Raw genomic sequence first — 16,583 nt, 5'->3', positions numbered from 1 at the left:
CGAATTCCGCCGCCCGGGACCAACCCGGCCGACAAGGCAAGGGACGTTTCGCGGCCTGAAGGGCGGCCCGGGAACGACGGCGACGGGACATCTCATGCGCCGGACCTTTGGACCGGTCCTGTCGATCGGGATCGACCTGGCGGGCGTTGTCGTCTATATCGTGCAAGGGCAATTTAACCTTCACCAGGCGTGCCCCTGCAGCCGCCCAGGCCCGGCAGGTCGCCCTGGAAACCGCGGCGCTACGGCCAGCAGATCGCCCTACCGGAATTGCGGCCGGGCTCTGGCCGAAAAAGGCGATGTTGAAGGGCTATTCCAAAGCGGGGACGCGCTTTTTCACGAGGGTCGGCCGCAATTTCGTACCGTCCAGCGCGCGATGGAGCCGGCGAACCGCCGCCGCGCGTCAAGGCGACCGGGCCAGGCGCCAATGCCGACATCACCTCGCGCCTGACAAGGGGCATGCCCGCCGTCGCGATCCGCGTCGATGTCAGCCCGGGCCTGCCGGGCATCTGGCCGGGCACGGCGGCAGGCGATCCTTATGCCATGGCGCAACCCGGCCGCCGATAGAGAGCGCGGGCCCCGACCGAGAGAACCGGCGCGCGGCAACCGAACTGTCCGGGACCCTCAGGCCGCGTCCGATGGCGATCGAGGGCACATGCATGGGCGCAACTCCTGGCCTGTCCGGACAGCGCCCAGCCAAGACCGTTGCAGGCCCGGAATAGCCCGGCCCGATGCGGCCCCGGCGAGTCCCCCCTGCGATCCCGGCGATGATCTGGCCGCATCTTGCAGGACAATCCTGCCGCCCCGGGCCCATTCCGAAGGTTTTTCCGAACAATTCCGCAGCTCGGGCCGCAATGTTGTCCAAGTTGTTCTTCATCCTGCCCCGATGATGGATATCCGCGTGCGAGATGAGTCGCACGCAAACGCTGCGGGAAAGCGGCTCTGCGGCCGCCCTGCCCGGTCTGCGTGGAAGGACGTGGAAACGATGACGAGCATGCCAGCGCCGATCCCGGATCAGGCTCCGATCCGCGCCTGCACGGTATCGCGGGACATCCAGAATTTCGACCTTCTGATCAAGGACATGGAGGCCGAGCTGGGCGACGGATGGGGCGATATCGCCTTCGCCGACGCGCCCGATTTCCTGGACCGGCCCGAGGCACGCGACCTCGAATTCATCGCGGTCGCGGTCGGCGATGCCGACGAGGCCAATATCGCCGAGATCGGCGAGATCGTGGGCGCCGCGACCCGGCACGATCTCAGGGTCCTGGTCATTGCCGAACGGCTTAGCCCGATCGCGCTGCATCAGCTGATGCGGAAGGGGGCCGACGATTTCGTGCCCTATCCTCTGCCCGAGGGCGCCCTGCATGAGGCGATCGAGCGCTTTGGCCGGCCCCGCACCGCGCCCCCGCTGCCCCCGGCACGACCAGCCCCGGCCGACCCTACCCGCCCAGGGCTTCCACGATCGGGTCGCGACGGGCTGGTGCTGCCGGTGCAGGGACTGGCAGGCGGCGTCGGCGCCTCGACCTTCGCGGTGAACCTCGCCATGGAACTGTCGATCGAGGCGCGCAAATCCGCAGGACGGGTCTGTCTTCTCGATCTCGACCTGCAATTCGGCTCAGCCGCGACCTATCTCGACCTGCCGCGCAAGGACGCGGTCTTCGACCTGCTCTCCGGCATAGCCGCGATGGATGGTGACGGCTTTCTGCAAGCGCTGCAGCGGTACCGAAACGCGTTCCACGTCCTGACCGCTCCCGCCGACATCCTGCCGCTCGGCATCGTCGGCCCCGACGAGATCAATACACTGATCGACATGGCCCGGTCGCAATTCGAATTCGTCGTGATCGACATGCCCAAGACCCTCGTCAACTGGACCGAGGCGGTGCTCAACAAGTCGCATCTCTATTTCGCGCTGCTCGAGCTCGACATGCGCTCGGCAGAGAATGCGCGCCGGGTGATCCGGGTGCTGAAATCCGAAGGGCTGCCGCGAGAAAGGCTGCGCTTTGCGCTGAACCGGGCGCCCGGATTCACCGACCTGTCGGGCCGCGGCCGGATGCGGCGGCTGGCCGACAGTCTCGATATCGACATCGGGCTTCGGTTGCCCGATTGCGGCAAGGCGGTGACAAAGGCCGGCGATCATGGCCAGACCCTGGCCGAAACCGCCGCCCGGGCGCCTCTGCGCAAGGAGATCCGGATGCTGGCCAGGTCGCTGCAGGATTTCGGAACGGCTTCGGTCGCCGCGCCGCAATAAGGCGTTGCGCATGTTTTCACGCGACAGACCCGGCGCCCGGCCGAGCCCGACGACGCATACCGGATGAAACATGCCGACGCGCTGATACGGATCGGCGACCGGGACAAGGCCGAGCCCGGCAGCCCCCCGACCGCCTTCGAGACCTGTCAGCCCCACCGGCTGGAGACGATCTTGGACGATGGCAAGCGCGAATGGGCGATGGCCGACAGCTTCTGCAAAGCCGCGGCCGGGCTGACCACCACCCCCGCAGCTGTCTTCAACACTTGGGAATATTCCAGGCTGACGCGCGGCGATTTCAACGGCGCCGGGCGGCTGTTCGTGAACGCGCCGACCTGCGCCCCCCGGCTTTTCACCGCCAGGAACACTCCGGTCCGGGTCCGCGGCGTGCAGCGGAAATACGAGCTTCCGGTAATCCGGATGACCCTGACCGGGCACGCCCGGCCTTACCACATGCCGGTACTGACCGCGCAGGCGCAAGGCTAGGCCCTTGGCGACGGTGGCAGCACTCTGGTTCCTGCCCTTCGCGGCTCCGATCGCGCTTTGGGCCGCGATCAGCGACCTCCGGACCATGACCATTCCGAACCGGGCGGGACTGGCCCTGATCGCCATCTATGCGCTGGTCGGGCTCGCGGCACTGCCGCTTTCCGCCTGGGCCTGGCGCTGGGTGCATCTGGCGGTGGTGCTGGTGCTGGGGTTCGTGCTGAACATGACCGGCGCGGTCGGCGCGGGAGATGCCAAATTCTCGGCGGCGATGGCCCCCCTGATCGCCCCGCCCGATATCGGCGCCTTCCTGTTCCTGCTGGCCGCGACGATCCCGGCAAGCTTCGCCGCGCATCGCCTGATGCGCCGGATTCCCGCGCTGCGCCGGGCGCTGCCCGACTGGGCCTCCTGGGACACACGCGACTTTCCGATGGGGCTTGCGCTTGGCCCGGCCCTGATCCTCTATCTCGGGCTGGCCGCCATCGGGACGATGCCAAGCGGGATCTAGTCGCGACCGGGTCACCTGCTGGCCATGAAAGCCACGCGACCGCCGGGGCGGAACACAGGGCGATATCCGCTGCCGCGATCCGCACTGACGGCCGAAGAAATCGGCACCGCCCCGACACCACCCGGCCGAAGGAGATCTCGGGATAAAAGTCATACATCAAAATATTATTTATAAACAATAACTTGCTTCGTGAAATTCGCACGAATTCGAGGCGGTCTATCCCCCTCCGTCGCAACCTTGTCCGGCCCCGCCATGACCCTTGCACGCGCGCCATTCGCTGGCCCAGATGCGGCTGCCGATCCTGATGACACGCGACATCCTGCCGAAGACGATGATCCGCAAGGCGACCGGGACGCCGCCTGCCAATTCGGGCCGTGAAACAGGTTGCAGGCTGATCGGGGCGGGCAAGGCCTGCGCACTCGATGCACTGACCGGTCGGACGATTACGGCGCATCGACCAGAGGACCGCGATCTGCGAATTGGGGACCATTCCCTGTCAGATGAGCCCCGAGCTGATCGATCCCGCCCAGGTCAACATGGTCGTCCGCGAAGAAGGCCGCCTTTGCCGTGACAGCCCGCGAGACAGGCAAGCTGACCATCGTTTTTTGACCGAAAGGTCCGAATTCGGGCTTTCGGTCGTCCGAATTTTAGCTAACTTGCCCAGGTAAGTCAGATCTTCTGACCCGCCAATACCGGAGATCTTCGTGGACCCCGAGACCCTTCCGGCCGTGTTCGACGGCCATAATGACGTGCTTCTGAGGCTTTATCGCGCCGGTGGGCCCAAGGCCGCCGAAACCTTCCTGACCGGCGGCGCAGGCCATATCGATCTGCCCAAGGCGCGCGCGGGCGGGCTCGGCGGCGGGTTCTTCGCGGTCTATGTCCCCTCCGGGGAAGGCGATACCGATCACGACGAGATGAGCCGCGACAGTTATGACCTGCCCCTGCCCGAGCCCGTGGCCCAGGACCAGGCGCTGCAGGTCGCGATGGCACAGGTCGCGACGCTCGAGCGGCTGGAAGAGCTGGGCGCGCTGAAGATCTGCCGCAGCGCCGCCGAGATCCATATCACCATGGTCGAACGCAAGCTGGCCGCCGTCCTGCACATGGAGGGCGCCGAGGCCATCGACCCCGAGCTGATCACTCTCGACGTGCTGCATGGCGCCGGGCTGCGTTCGCTCGGTCCGGTCTGGAGCCGACCGACGATCTTCGGCGAGGGCGTGCCCTTCCGTTATCCGTCCGATGGCGATACCGGCGGCGGTCTGACCGATCTGGGCGTGGCGCTGGTCCGGCGCTGCAATGACCTGAAGATCATGCTCGATCTGTCGCATATGACGATGGCGGGGTTCTGGGATGTCGCGAAGCACTCGGACGCGCCGCTGGTCGCCACCCATTCCAACGCCCATGCGATCTGTCCGCATGCCCGCAACCTGACCGATGCCCAGCTCGACGCCATCGCCGCCAGCGACGGTATGGTCGGGCTGAATTACGCCACGGCCTTTCTCAGACCGGATGGTCGCATGATCGATACCGGCCTTGACGACATGCTGCGCCATCTCGACCATCTTCTGGACCGGCTGGGCGAGTCCCGGGTCGGGCTCGGCTCGGATTTCGACGGGGCATTGATCCCATCCGCGATCGGCACGGCGGCAGGCCTTCCGGCGCTGCGACGAGCGATGAAGGCGCATGGCTACGGGCCCGAGCTGATCGCGCGGATCTGTCAGGGCAACTGGCTGCGGGTGCTTGAAAAGACCTGGGGCCACTGACCCGGGGCCTCTGACCCAGAGCCAACGACCGGCGGCCCCGTGCCACGCCATGAGACGCGCAACGACATAAGAACAGACCAACAGAGAGGACGACCAAGATGACCACTTTCGCCAGGCTGCTCTCGGGCGCCGCGCTGAGCGCGACATTCATCGCCACCGCCCCCGCGCTCTGGGCCGAGACCCCCGCCAACATGCTGGTCGTGGCCAACCGGATCGACGACATCACCACGCTCGACCCGGCCGAGAATTTCGAATTCGCCGGCGGCGACGTGCTGCGCAATGTCTATGGCCGGCTGGTGAATTTCGATCCGCTCGATTACGAGGCCGGCTACCAGCCCGATCTGGCCGAAAGCTGGGAGGTCAGCGAGGACGGCCGGTCGATCACCTTCACCATGCGCGAGGGCGTCACCTTCACATCCGGCAACCCGGTGACCGCCGAGGATGCCGAATTCTCGCTGCGCCGGGCGGTTCTGCTGAACCTCACGCCCTCTTTCCTTCTGACCCAGTTCGGTTTCACGCCCGAGAATATCGAAGAGACGATCCGGGCCGAGGGCAACATGCTGACCGTCACCACCGACAAGGCCTATGCCACCTCCTTCGTGCTGAACTGCCTGACCGCCACCATCGGCTCGATCCTCGACAAGAAGACGGTGATGGCGCATGAGGTCGATGGCGACATGGGGCATGACTGGCTCAAGACCCATGCGGCGGGCTCGGCAGCCTACAGCCTGGTGGCCTGGAAACCGAACGAATCCGTCACCCTGCAGGCCAATCCCGATTTCTATCAGGGCGCGCCCGCGATGAAGCGGGTGATCGTGCGCCATATCACCGAAAGCGCGACCCAGCGGCTGCTGCTGGAACGGGGCGATATCGACGTCGCGCGCAACCTCAACCCGCAGGATGTGCAGGGGCTTGACGGCGCCGAGGGCGTCAGGATCCATGAAGAGCTGAAGGGCTACCTTATGTATGCCTCCTTCAACCAGAAGATCCCCGAGCTGCAGGATCCGAAGGTGCTGGAAGCCCTCAAGCACCTCGTCGATTACGAGGGCATGGCCAACAGCTTCCTCAAGGGGCAGTGGACGATCCAGCAGAACTTCCTGCCGCAGACCTATCTGGGCGCGGTCAGGGACAACCCGTTCTCGCTCGATGTCGGGAAGGCCAAGGAGCTGCTGGCCGAGGCGGGCGTTGACGGGCTCGATCTGACCATCGGGGTGCGCGACGTTCAGGAGCGGATGGAAATCGCCCAGTCGATGCAGAACACCTTCGCCCAGGCCGGGATCAAGCTGAATATCGAGGTCGGCACCGGCAAGCAGATCCTGGCCAAGTACCGTGCCCGCGATCTCGATGTCTATCTGGGCACCTGGGGCCCCGATTATCCCGATCCGCAGACCAATGCCTCGACCTTCGCCTACAACCCCGACAATTCGGAAGAGGCGCAGAATGCGGGCATCCTGGCCTGGCGGAACTCCTGGGATGCGGACGATCTGACCGAGATGACCGATGCCGCCGTGACCGAGCGCGACACCGCCAAACGGGTCGAGATGTATCACGAGATCCAGGCCAGGTTCCGTGAGACCTCGCCCTTCGCCATCATGTTCCAGAACATCGAGCAGGACGGCATCCGCGACACTGTCCAGGGCTTCACCACCGGGCAGGCGATCGCCGATGCCAGCTACTGGAAAGTGACGAAGTAGCATGTCGGTCTCCGGCAATGCACAGGACGGGCGCGGCCGCGCGCCCTTCCCTCCCCGCTGGGTGAAACGGACGGGCATGACGCTGGGATCGGTCGCGATCACCATGCTGGGCCTTCTGTTCGTCACCTTCCTGATCGGCCGGGTGATGCCCCTCGACCCGGTCCTGGCCATCGTCGGCGAACGCGCCAGCCCCGAGGTCTATCAACGGGTCTATCAGGAGCTCGGCCTCGACCGGCCGCTGCTGGTGCAGTTCTGGTTTTATCTACAGGATGTTCTGAGGGGAGATTTCGGCACCTCGCTGCTGACCGCGCGCCCCGTCTCGGAAGACATCGCCCGGGTCTTTCCGGCAACGCTGGAACTGGCGACGCTGGGCACGCTGATGGGCGTGCTGCTGGGCGTGCCCTTGGGCGTTCTGGCTGCCGTTCGGCGCGGGTCCTGGATCGACCAGATCGCGCGCGTCGTCGCGCTGGTGGGCTATTCGATGCCGATCTTCTGGCTCGGGCTCATGGGGCTTCTGGTCTTCTACGGCATTCTGGGCTGGGTCGGCGGGCCGGGGCGGCTGTCGATCTTCTATGACGGCATGATCGAGCCCGTGACCGGCATGATCCTGATCGACAGTGCGCTGGCGGGCGACTGGACGGTCTTTCGCGACGCGCTCAGCCATATCGTGCTGCCGGCCTCGCTGCTGGGCTATTACAGCCTCGCCTATATCAGCCGCATGACCCGCTCCTTCATGCTCGAGCAGATGTCGGCCGAATATGTCATCACCGCCCGCGTCAAGGGCCTGAGCGAGCGCGCGGTGATCTGGAACCATGCCTTCCGCAACATCCGGGTGCAGCTGATCACGGTGATCGCGCTCAGCTATGCCGGGCTTCTGGAAGGCTCGGTGCTGACCGAGATCATCTTCGCCTGGCCGGGGATCGGCTCCTACATCACCAACGCCCTGCTTTCGGCCGACATGAGCGCGGTTCTGGGCGGCACCGTTGTGGTGGGTCTGGCCTTCGTGCTGCTCAACGTCTTTTCCGACCTGCTCTACAAGGTCTTCGATCCGAGGGCGAAATGACCGAAACGACCGGACTACGCGCCTGGCTTCTGACCGATGCGCCGCAATCGCGGGGACAGGCGCGGCTGGCGCGCCTCTATCAGGGCTGGCTGGCCTTCCGCCGCAATCCGATGGCGATGTTCGGGCTGGCGATCCTGGTCGCGCTGCTGGCCATTGCCGCGCTTGCGCCCTGGATCGCGCCGCATGATCCCTTCCATCAGGATCTTTCCGCACGGCTTCTGCCCCTGGGAACCCCCGGCCATCCACTGGGCACCGACTCGCTCGGACGCGACATCCTCTCGCGACTGATCTACGGCTCGCGGATCACGCTTTACATCGTCACCCTGGTCGCCCTCATCGCGCCGCTCGCCGGGCTGATCATGGGCACCCTCTCGGGCTATCTCGGCGGCTGGGTCGACATGGTCCTGATGCGGATCACCGACATCTTCCTGGCCTTCCCGCGGCTGGTGCTGGCGCTGGCCTTCGTGGCAGCCCTCGGGGCGGGGATCGAGAATGCGGTGCTGGCGATCGCGCTGACCGCCTGGCCGCCCTATGCAAGGATCGCCCGGGCCGAGACGCTGACCATGCGCAATGCCGATTTCATCAGCGCGGTGCGGCTGCAGGGGGCGGGGCCGGTCCGGATCATCACGCGGCATATCTGGCCGCTCTGCATCTCGTCGCTGATCGTGCGGGTCACGCTCGACATGGCGGGCATCATCCTGGCCGCGGCGGGGCTCGGCTTTCTCGGGCTCGGCGCCCAGCCGCCCAGCCCCGAATGGGGCGCGATGATCTCGGAAGGTCGCCGCTTCATCCTCGATCACTGGTGGGTCGCCACCATGCCGGGGCTGGCCATCTTCACCGTATCGCTCGCCTTCAACCTGCTGGGCGACGGGCTGCGCGACGTGCTGGACCCGAAGGGAGAGAAATGACCCATCTTCTGGATGTCGAGGACCTTCGGGTCCGCTTCCCCACCCGCACCGGCATGTTCGAGGCGGTGCGCGGCGTCTCCTTCAAGCTCGGCCGGGAACGGCTTGGAATCGTGGGCGAAAGCGGTTCCGGCAAGTCGATGACCGGGCGCTCGATCCTCCGGCTGATCCGGCCCCCCGGGCAGGTCACCGCCGGGCATATCCGGCTCGATGGCGAGGATCTGATGCAGAAATCCGAGGCCCAGATGCGCAAGGTGCGCGGCGAGCGGATCTCGATGGTGATGCAGGATCCGAAATTCTCGCTGAACCCGGTGATGAGCGTGGGCGAGCAGCTGATCGAGGCCTGGCGCGTGCACAAGAAGGGCAGCCGGGCCGAAGCCAGGCGCCGGGCGCTCGAGATGCTGGACGCGGTCTCGATCCGCGATCCCGAGCGGGTGATGCGCGCCCATCCGCACGAGCTTTCGGGCGGCATGGGCCAGCGGATCATGATCGCGATGATGCTGATCCCCGATCCCGAGCTGCTGATCGCCGACGAGCCGACCTCGGCGCTCGATGTCTCGGTCCAGGCCCAGGTGCTGCAGATCATGGACAAGCTGGTGCAGGAGCGCGGGATGGGACTGATCTTCATCAGCCATGACCTGAATCTCGTCGCCGATTTCTGCGACCGGGTGCTGATCATGTATGCGGGCCGCGTGGTCGAGACCTGCGCGGCCGACAGGCTGCACGAGGCCAGGCACCCCTATACGCGGGGCCTTCTGAACTCGCTGCCCCGGCTCGATGCGCCGCAGAAACGGCTGGAGGTGCTGCGCCGCGATCCGGCCTGGGCCGAGGCTCCTTCGGTGAGGCCGGCATGAGCGCGCTGTTCTTCGACGATGTGAGCGTCTGGTTCGGCGAGGGCCGCGACCGGGTCGATGCCGTCCGGGGCGCAAGCTTCCGCGTCGGCCATGGCGAAAGCTTCGGGCTGGTCGGCGAAAGCGGGTCGGGCAAGTCGACGATCATGCGCGCGCTGAGCGGGCTTGCGCCCGACTGGTCGGGGCGGATGGCGGTGAACGGCAATCCGGTCCGTTCCGGCCACCGCCGCGACCGCAACTTCTACAAGAGCGTGCAGATGGTCTTTCAGGACCCCTATGCCTCGCTCCATCCGCGCCAGTCGGTCGATCAGGTTCTGTCCGAAACCCTGCATCTGCATGGGTTTCGCGATGTCGAGCCCCGGATCGTGCGGCTGCTCGACGATGTCGGCCTCGGCCCCGCCTTCCGCTTTCGCTATCCGCACCAGCTGTCGGGCGGCCAGCGTCAGCGCGTGGCCATCGCCCGGGCGCTCGCGCCCGAGCCCTCGATCCTGCTGCTCGACGAGCCGACCTCGGCGCTCGATGTCTCTGTCCAGGCCGAGATCCTGAACCTGCTGGCCGACCTCCGGGCCGAGCATGACCTGACCTTCCTGATGGTCTCGCACGATCTCGCGGTGGTGGCCCATATGTGCGACCGCATCGCGGTGATGAAGGCCGGAGAGATCGTCGAGGTGATGGGCGTCGACGAGATGCGGGCGATGACGCCCTCGCATCCCTATACCCGCGCGCTTCTGCAGGCCTCGACCGGCTATAGCCGGGACGGATAAGGCAGCCCCCTGCCCGCGGCCCGGCCCGGCCCGGCCCGGAAATCGCCTGAAGTTCTCTCGAACTTTAAGGGAAACGACGGCGATTTCCGGGGTGCCTGCTCACCTCATCTTAACGCAGGGACAGCTAGAGCTTCGAACCGGACCCGTCCGGTACCGGAGCACGTCATGCGCCTTGTCATTGTCATCGCAGTCCTGGCCAGCCTTTTCGGCCCGCCGATCGCGGCCATCGCCGCCTCCGGAACCGACCGGCCGGCTTTCCGATTTGCCCAGATCGCCGCCCTGGAAGGGCCGGCCGCCGCGCTCGGTCAGGGCATGCGTCTGGGCCTGCTGGCCGCCTTCGAAGAGGCCAACCGTGCCGGCGGCATACATGGCCGCAAGGTCGTGCTCGACAGCGTCGATGACGGTTACGAACCCGCCCGCTCGGCCGCCGCCGTCGACAGGATCCTCTCCGAGGATCGGCATCTCGCACTGATCGGCCAGGTCGGAACCCCCACAGCCAAGGCGACCCAGCCGCTTTCGGCGAAGGCGGGCATGCCGGTGATCGGCCCGCTGACCGGGGCCGGCTTCCTGCGCACGCCCTGGATCGACAACGTGACCAATATCCGCGCCAGCTACGATGCCGAAACCGAAGCCTGGATCGCCTATCTGGTGGACAGGCTCGGCATGGACCGGATCGCGATCCTCTATCAGGATGACGGTTTCGGCCAGGCCGGGCTCGAAGGGGTGCGCAGCGCGATGAAGAAACGCGGCCTCACGCTTGTAGCCGAGGGCAATTACACGCGCAACACGCTGGCGGTGAAGGTGGCCCTTCTGAACATCCGGAAGGCGCGTCCCGATGCGGTGGTGATGGTCGCGGCCTACAAGCCGGTCGCCGAATTCGTCCGCGTCGGCCGCAAGCTCGATTTCAGGCCGACCGTGGTGAATATCTCCTTTGTAGGGTCGCGGGCGCTCAGCGAGGAGCTCGGCCCCGATGGCGAGGGCATCATCGTCAGCCAGGTCGTGCCGTTTCCCGGCGATGCCGCATTGCCGGTCGTGGCCGAATATCAGGCCGCTCTGAAAGAGATCGATGCCGCGGCCCGACCGGATTTCGTTTCGCTCGAAGGCTACCTGGCCGGGCGCGTCGCCCTGCGGGCACTGCAAAAGGCAGGCCCCTTTGCCGATCGCAGCCGGATGCTCGCGGCGCTGGGCCAGCTCGGCACATTCGACCTCGGCGGCCTGCAATTCGCTTACGGCCCCGGCGACAATCAGGGCCTCGACGAGGTCTTTCTCACCAGGATCGGCGCCGATGGCGCATTCGAGCCGCTGCCCGCGTCCGATCCGAAATTCTGACAAGGGCGGGTCCTCGCGGCCCGAGGTCTCTGAACCACCTCCCGGAGGGATCCCATGCTCAAATTCCTGTCGACGGTATTCGGCAGTATCGCGCTGAAATTCTCGTCTGTCCTCTTGCTCATGGGTGCGATGACGGCGGCGGCAATCATCATCGCCACGATGGTGTTCAACACGCTCTCGGCCTCGCTCACCGGGCTCATGACCGACGAGTTGCCGGGCATAGGAACCAGAATCACCGTGATCGAGAATACCGGAGAAATCCGCGATGCCTTGTCGGAGATGCTGATGGCGCACGACCTTCAGGGGGTTGATGACGGCTACAGGGATTTCATCTCCGGAAGCAAGGACATCGTGGCGGCGGTGAACCAGTTGCCCGACGCGGACAAAGCCACCTTCCTGCCCATGCTGACGGCGCTTTCGGACGAGGTCGCGGGGATGCGCACGGCCATCGACCGGCGCTTCGCCGCTCAGAACCGGATGCAGGACCAGCTGACAGATTTCACCACGACGGTGAAAGAAATCCGCGAGGCGCTCGCCGAAATGGCAGCGGATGCGGTCCGCGACATGAATCTAGCAGGCGACCGGACCATCGAAAGCGTGTCGGACACACTCGGAACGCTGGTCGATACCGATTTCAATTCGACCGCGCTGATCCTGCAGGCGCGGGCCGAGATCAATCTTCTGTCCGGCGTCGCGCTGGCCATCGCCGAACAGAAGGATCCGGCCCTGACCACGATCCTGCGCGACATTGCCGTCGCCAGCCTGCGCAAGCTCGACACCGTGCTTGCCGAACTCGAGGCGGCCGGAACGATCCCGCTTTATCTGCCGGTCCTGACCGAGACCAGAGCCGCCTTCGCCAATGTGGCCAATACCGGCTTCCGCGCGCGGGCCGGCTATATCGAAGACGTGATGAAGCTGCGCGACGACAGCAATATCGCCCTCAGTTCGGCGATTGACGATTTGACCTTCAAGCTCATGATCGGCGCCGAGAACACCGCCGCCTTCAACCGTGACACCATCCACAGGCTGCTCGGCAACGAGGTGCAGCAGATCCGCGACACAGCCGATATCGACCTTGCTGTCACAACCTTAGTCGCCCGATCCTATCTCGGGGCCACGGCCAAGGACATCGCCGATGCCGATGCCGCCCAGGCCCAGATCGTCGACGCCCGCGACAGGCTGACCGGGCTGAGCGACCGGGTTTTCCTGGCCGACAAGCTGCGCGGCATGCTCGACCGGCTTGCCGCCTATGCCGACCCGAAAACCGGGATTGTGGCCACGCATCGCGTCGAGATCATGTCCCTTGACGAAGCCGAAGCCGGGTCGCGGTCGGCCTATGAACGGCTGCGCGAGATCGCCGGGGCGGCCAGCACGCAGGGCAGCGCGGCGATGGCGGATGCAAAGGCGGCCGGGGCCGCGATCCTGGCCGAGGCCGAGGCCGCGCGGGATCGTCTGGATCTCGTCACTCTGGGCAGCGTCGCCATCTTCATCCTTGCCCTGCTTCTGACCTGGCTGCTGATCATCTCGCCGATAGGTCGGCTCGCCCGCGTCACCGGGCGCCTGGCCCAGGGCGAGTTGATCGAGGTCAGGGGGTTCGGCCTCTTCGGAGGCGAGATCGCCCGCATGGGCAAGGCGCTTGTCGTGTTCCGCGACGGACTGGCCGAACGCGACCGCATGCAGCGTCTGGAGCGCGAGGCCGAACAGGACCGGCAGGCCCGCGCGAGCGAACAGAACGCGGTCGTGACCGAACTCGCCGCAGCGCTGCAATCGCTGTCGGCAGGTGATCTGTCCGCGCGGCTCGAAAACCGTTTTCCCGAGGATTACGAAGGTTTGCGCGCCGATTTCAATGCAACGATCGACACCCTGAACGAGCTGATCGGCTCTGTGGTCGAGAACGCGACCGAGATATTTTCCCGTGCCGAGGAAATCTCCGGCGCAGCAGGCGATCTGTCGCGCCGCACCGAGAACCAGGCCGCGACGCTGGAACAGACCGCGGCCGCGATGGACGAGATGACGGCCAGCGTCCGCGCGGCGGCCGATGGCGCGGCAAAGGTCGAGGATGTCGTGCGCGAGGCGCGCGGCAATGCCGAGAAATCGGGCCTCGTTGTCAAGGAGGCCATCGGGGCGATGGCCGAAATCGAGAAATCCTCGGATGGCATCAACCAGATCATCGGCGTGATCGACGACATCGCGTTCCAGACCAACCTGCTGGCGCTGAATGCGGGCGTCGAGGCGGCCCGCGCCGGCGAGGCCGGGCGCGGCTTTGCGGTCGTGGCCTCCGAGGTGCGGGCACTGGCCCAGCGCTCCTCCGAGGCCGCCAAGGAGATCAAGACCCTGATTTCGGCCAGTTCCGATCAGGTGGCTTCGGGCGTTTCCCTGGTCAACCGCGCAGGCGCGGCTCTGAGTGAAATCGTCGTGCGGGTCGGCGATATTGCCGAGTTGATCGGCGGCATCGCGACCGGGGCTCAGGAGCAATCGGTCGGTCTGGGCGAGATCAATGTCGGCGTCGCCGAACTTGACAAGGTGACCCAGCAGAACGCGGCCATGGTCGAGGAGGCAACTGCCGCCAGCACCACCCTCAAGCAGGAAGCGTCGAGCCTGCAGCAACTTGTGTCGCGGTTCCGCCTACGCAAGGCGCCGGAATCTGGCCATCCGCGACCGGCCCAGCGCGCAAAGCCCGCCCCCTCCCCCGGCAACACTGGCGTGCCTACCGCTCCTGGAAAGCGCGCGCTCAATGATGGCGGCTGGCAGGATTTCTGATCCCCGTCGCCGGACAAGGAACCGAAACCCGGCGCCCCGGGCCAGGCGACAGACTGCCCCCGGCCGCCGGATGGCCCGCATGAGCACGTGCCTCCCGATGCCCGGGCAAGGGAGCCGCGCAACCGGCGGGAGGAAACAGATGGCCAGGACACAGGTCACGTCGATACCGAAGCGAGCGCCCGCCCAAAGCGCCGCTTCCAAACACCGCGCCGCAAGCACCGGACCACCAGACACAGGGCCATCAGATACTGGGCCACCAGATACTGGGCCAGAAGCGACACACCCGAGGACGGGCGCGCAAGCCCCGACCGCTCAACCGGAGCGGTGGACGGATGCGGCTCCCCCTTCCGCAGATCGCGGGTGAAAACCGGTACGGGGCTACCGCCACCGACGTGCCGATGCGGGCAGGTACCGTGCCGAGGCCTGGCCCGAGGCCAGGATCGCCCTCGGGAAAGCCAGTCGCATCCGGGACAGCGCCCCCAGAATCCGGACTTCAAGCCGGACGGCCCAAAATCTATGCCCGCCTGTACTTGCCTGAAATAGCGCCGCTTTTGACAGAAGATTCCGCGACTGCTTTTCGCTATAATCACGCTTAAACGATTTTGAATGCTGATTACGGGGAAATGCGATGCCTGTCAGGACAATGGTATTGACGACAGCGATTTCGGGCCTTGCGCTGACATTGCCAGCAGAGCGCCTGCACGCCGACGATCTCGGCAAGGTGATCGTAGGCGGCGCCATTCTTTGCGCCGTGACCGGCTGCCTCAAGGGGCGCAGCCAGAGCGGAAACCAGCACAGAACGGCGCGGCCGGCCGGCAATCCCACCGTTCGCGCCGACCAGCAGGCGCTGAACTATTTCGGCTATGACGCGGGCGGCGCCGATGGCGTGACCGGCAAGCGCACCCGTTCGGCGATTTCGCGCTATCAGGGCTATATGGGCTATCCGGTGACCGGTCAGCTAGACACCTATCAGCGCCAGACCCTGGTCGGCGCCTATAACTGGGCACAATCGGGCGGCAACGCGACCTATCCGGGAATCCAGGGCCAGGAATTGCTGCGCGCCTATGCCAGCCATTCCCGCGGCGGCAATTACTGCCAGGAAACCGGCCGCTGCATGGGCGGCGGCTATCCGGCACCGAACAATTACGGCGGGACCCCGGGATATCCGGGTGGCAATGGCCTGCCGCCCCAGACAGGCTATGGCGCGACCGGCAACATGCCCGCGCCCGCCTATCCGCAACCGATGCCACCGCTAAACGCCGCGCCGCTGCCGACCCAGGTGATGACCACAGGCGGCGCGCTGGCCGGCTTCGAATTGCCCGACAGCAGCGGCAACCGTTCGATCACCGATCACTGCCAGACCGTGAAGATGGTCTCTTCGGCCAATGGCGGGCCGGTGCGCAGCCCGGCATCCATCGTCAACCCGACCCAGGCGCTTGACGAGCAGTTCTGCAGCGCCAGCACCTATGCGGTGAGTTCCACCGAACGCATGCTGAGCGGCGCCCAGGTGACCGATGAACAACTGACGCAGAATTGCGGCCAGGTGGTCGACTTCATGGCAGCCGAAACCGACGCGCTCGGCACCCGCCCGGCCGCCGATCTGCTTGCAACGGCGCAGCAGAAGATCCGGCAGGCCGCGCCGGACGGCAATACGCAAGTGCTCGTGCAGACTGGCGAGGTCTGCCTCGGCTATGGCTACCGGACCGACGAAGCCGACGTGGTGCTGGCCGCCTCGATGCTGCTGGTCGGCGCCGGAGCCCGGCCCTATGCCGAGCTTCTGGGCCACCATCTGCGCGACGGGCTCGGCGTGCAGGCAGATGCCGAGCGGGCGCGCAAGTGGTACGAGACCGCCTTTTCGTCGCTCGATGACGGCGCCGCACCGGTTTTTCTGCCAAGCCAGAGCGCCCAGCGCGTGGAGATCATGCGCGCGGCCCTGGCAGGCGGCGCCCCCGCCCCGGTGCTGACGGGAGCCTCGAGCGCCGGGGCCGCACCGGCCCCCTCCGCGCTGCCGAGCTTCAATATCGGAAACTGATCCCGGGCGCGGGCGGAACGCTTCCGAAGCCCTGCCGCCCTGGTTTTCAAAGGGTCCGGCCCGGAACAATGGGCAGTCATCGGCCGACGACAGCTTCTGTCGCCGCCTCCGGCGCAGTTCGGCGGTAGCCCCCCGCCGCCGATACGCTAATATATTCGGCACAAGCACGTTCGGCAGCCGAATGCCAGTTGG

At 66.1% G+C, this 16,583-nt stretch carries 12 protein-coding genes; all 12 read left to right on the top strand.

What is annotated here, in order from left to right; translation table 11 throughout:
- The first annotated feature begins 982 nt into the window (after window positions 1-982).
- The 12 genes from B5V46_RS08380 (at window position 983) to B5V46_RS08325 (ending at window position 16,391) form a co-directional block, all read left to right on the top strand.
- Window positions 983-2,245 carry an AAA family ATPase gene (locus tag B5V46_RS08380; RefSeq protein WP_080616182.1) on the top strand — a complete coding sequence of 421 codons (1,263 nt, stop codon included), beginning with the start codon at window positions 983-985 and terminating at the stop codon, window positions 2,243-2,245.
- Between the two features lie 63 nt (window positions 2,246-2,308).
- The gene (locus B5V46_RS08375) at window positions 2,309-2,728 is read left to right on the top strand and encodes a hypothetical protein (RefSeq protein ID WP_080616181.1); all 420 of its coding nucleotides are present in this window, start codon (window positions 2,309-2,311) and stop codon (window positions 2,726-2,728) included.
- Between the two features lie 13 nt (window positions 2,729-2,741).
- A complete protein-coding gene (locus B5V46_RS08370; protein WP_369822838.1) occupies window positions 2,742-3,233 on the top strand; it encodes a prepilin peptidase in 492 nt (163 codons plus the stop codon).
- 704 nt (window positions 3,234-3,937) lie between these two features.
- On the top strand, window positions 3,938-4,993 hold the full coding sequence (locus tag B5V46_RS08365; RefSeq protein WP_080616179.1) for a dipeptidase: 1,056 nt from the start codon (window positions 3,938-3,940) through the stop codon (window positions 4,991-4,993).
- A gap of 98 nt (window positions 4,994-5,091) precedes the next feature.
- The gene (locus B5V46_RS08360) at window positions 5,092-6,687 is read left to right on the top strand and encodes an ABC transporter substrate-binding protein (protein WP_080616178.1); all 1,596 of its coding nucleotides are present in this window, start codon (window positions 5,092-5,094) and stop codon (window positions 6,685-6,687) included.
- A 1-nt stretch (window position 6,688) separates the two neighbouring features.
- Window positions 6,689-7,750 (top strand): ABC transporter permease, encoded by a 1,062-nt coding sequence (locus B5V46_RS08355; protein WP_080616177.1) that lies wholly within the window; start codon window positions 6,689-6,691, stop codon window positions 7,748-7,750.
- Window positions 7,747-8,658: an ABC transporter permease gene (locus B5V46_RS08350; protein ID WP_080616176.1), complete on the top strand. Its 912-nt coding sequence runs from the start codon at window positions 7,747-7,749 to the stop codon at window positions 8,656-8,658. Before B5V46_RS08355 ends, B5V46_RS08350 begins: the two co-directional genes overlap by 4 nt.
- Entirely contained in the window at window positions 8,655-9,509 is an 855-nt protein-coding gene (locus tag B5V46_RS08345; RefSeq protein WP_080616175.1) for an ABC transporter ATP-binding protein, read from the top strand. Before B5V46_RS08350 ends, B5V46_RS08345 begins: the two co-directional genes overlap by 4 nt.
- Window positions 9,506-10,270, top strand: coding sequence for an ABC transporter ATP-binding protein (locus B5V46_RS08340; protein ID WP_080616174.1), 765 nt, complete (start codon window positions 9,506-9,508; stop codon window positions 10,268-10,270). The genes B5V46_RS08345 and B5V46_RS08340 overlap by 4 nt, the downstream gene beginning before the upstream one ends.
- A gap of 165 nt (window positions 10,271-10,435) precedes the next feature.
- Window positions 10,436-11,599, top strand: a complete 1,164-nt coding sequence (locus B5V46_RS08335) for an ABC transporter substrate-binding protein (RefSeq protein WP_080616173.1) — start codon at window positions 10,436-10,438, stop codon at window positions 11,597-11,599.
- 54 nt (window positions 11,600-11,653) lie between these two features.
- Window positions 11,654-14,359 carry a methyl-accepting chemotaxis protein gene (locus B5V46_RS08330; protein ID WP_080616172.1) on the top strand — a complete coding sequence of 902 codons (2,706 nt, stop codon included), beginning with the start codon at window positions 11,654-11,656 and terminating at the stop codon, window positions 14,357-14,359.
- 643 nt (window positions 14,360-15,002) lie between these two features.
- Window positions 15,003-16,391 (top strand): peptidoglycan-binding domain-containing protein, encoded by a 1,389-nt coding sequence (locus B5V46_RS08325; RefSeq protein WP_196774378.1) that lies wholly within the window; start codon window positions 15,003-15,005, stop codon window positions 16,389-16,391.
- Window positions 16,392-16,583: the final 192 nt, after the last annotated feature.

Origin of the sequence: Rhodovulum sp. MB263, from assembly GCF_002073975.1 — a bacterium.
In the GTDB taxonomy this organism is placed as follows: Bacteria; Pseudomonadota; Alphaproteobacteria; order Rhodobacterales; family Rhodobacteraceae; genus Rhodovulum.
This window is presented reverse-complemented; position numbering and strand designations above follow the sequence as displayed.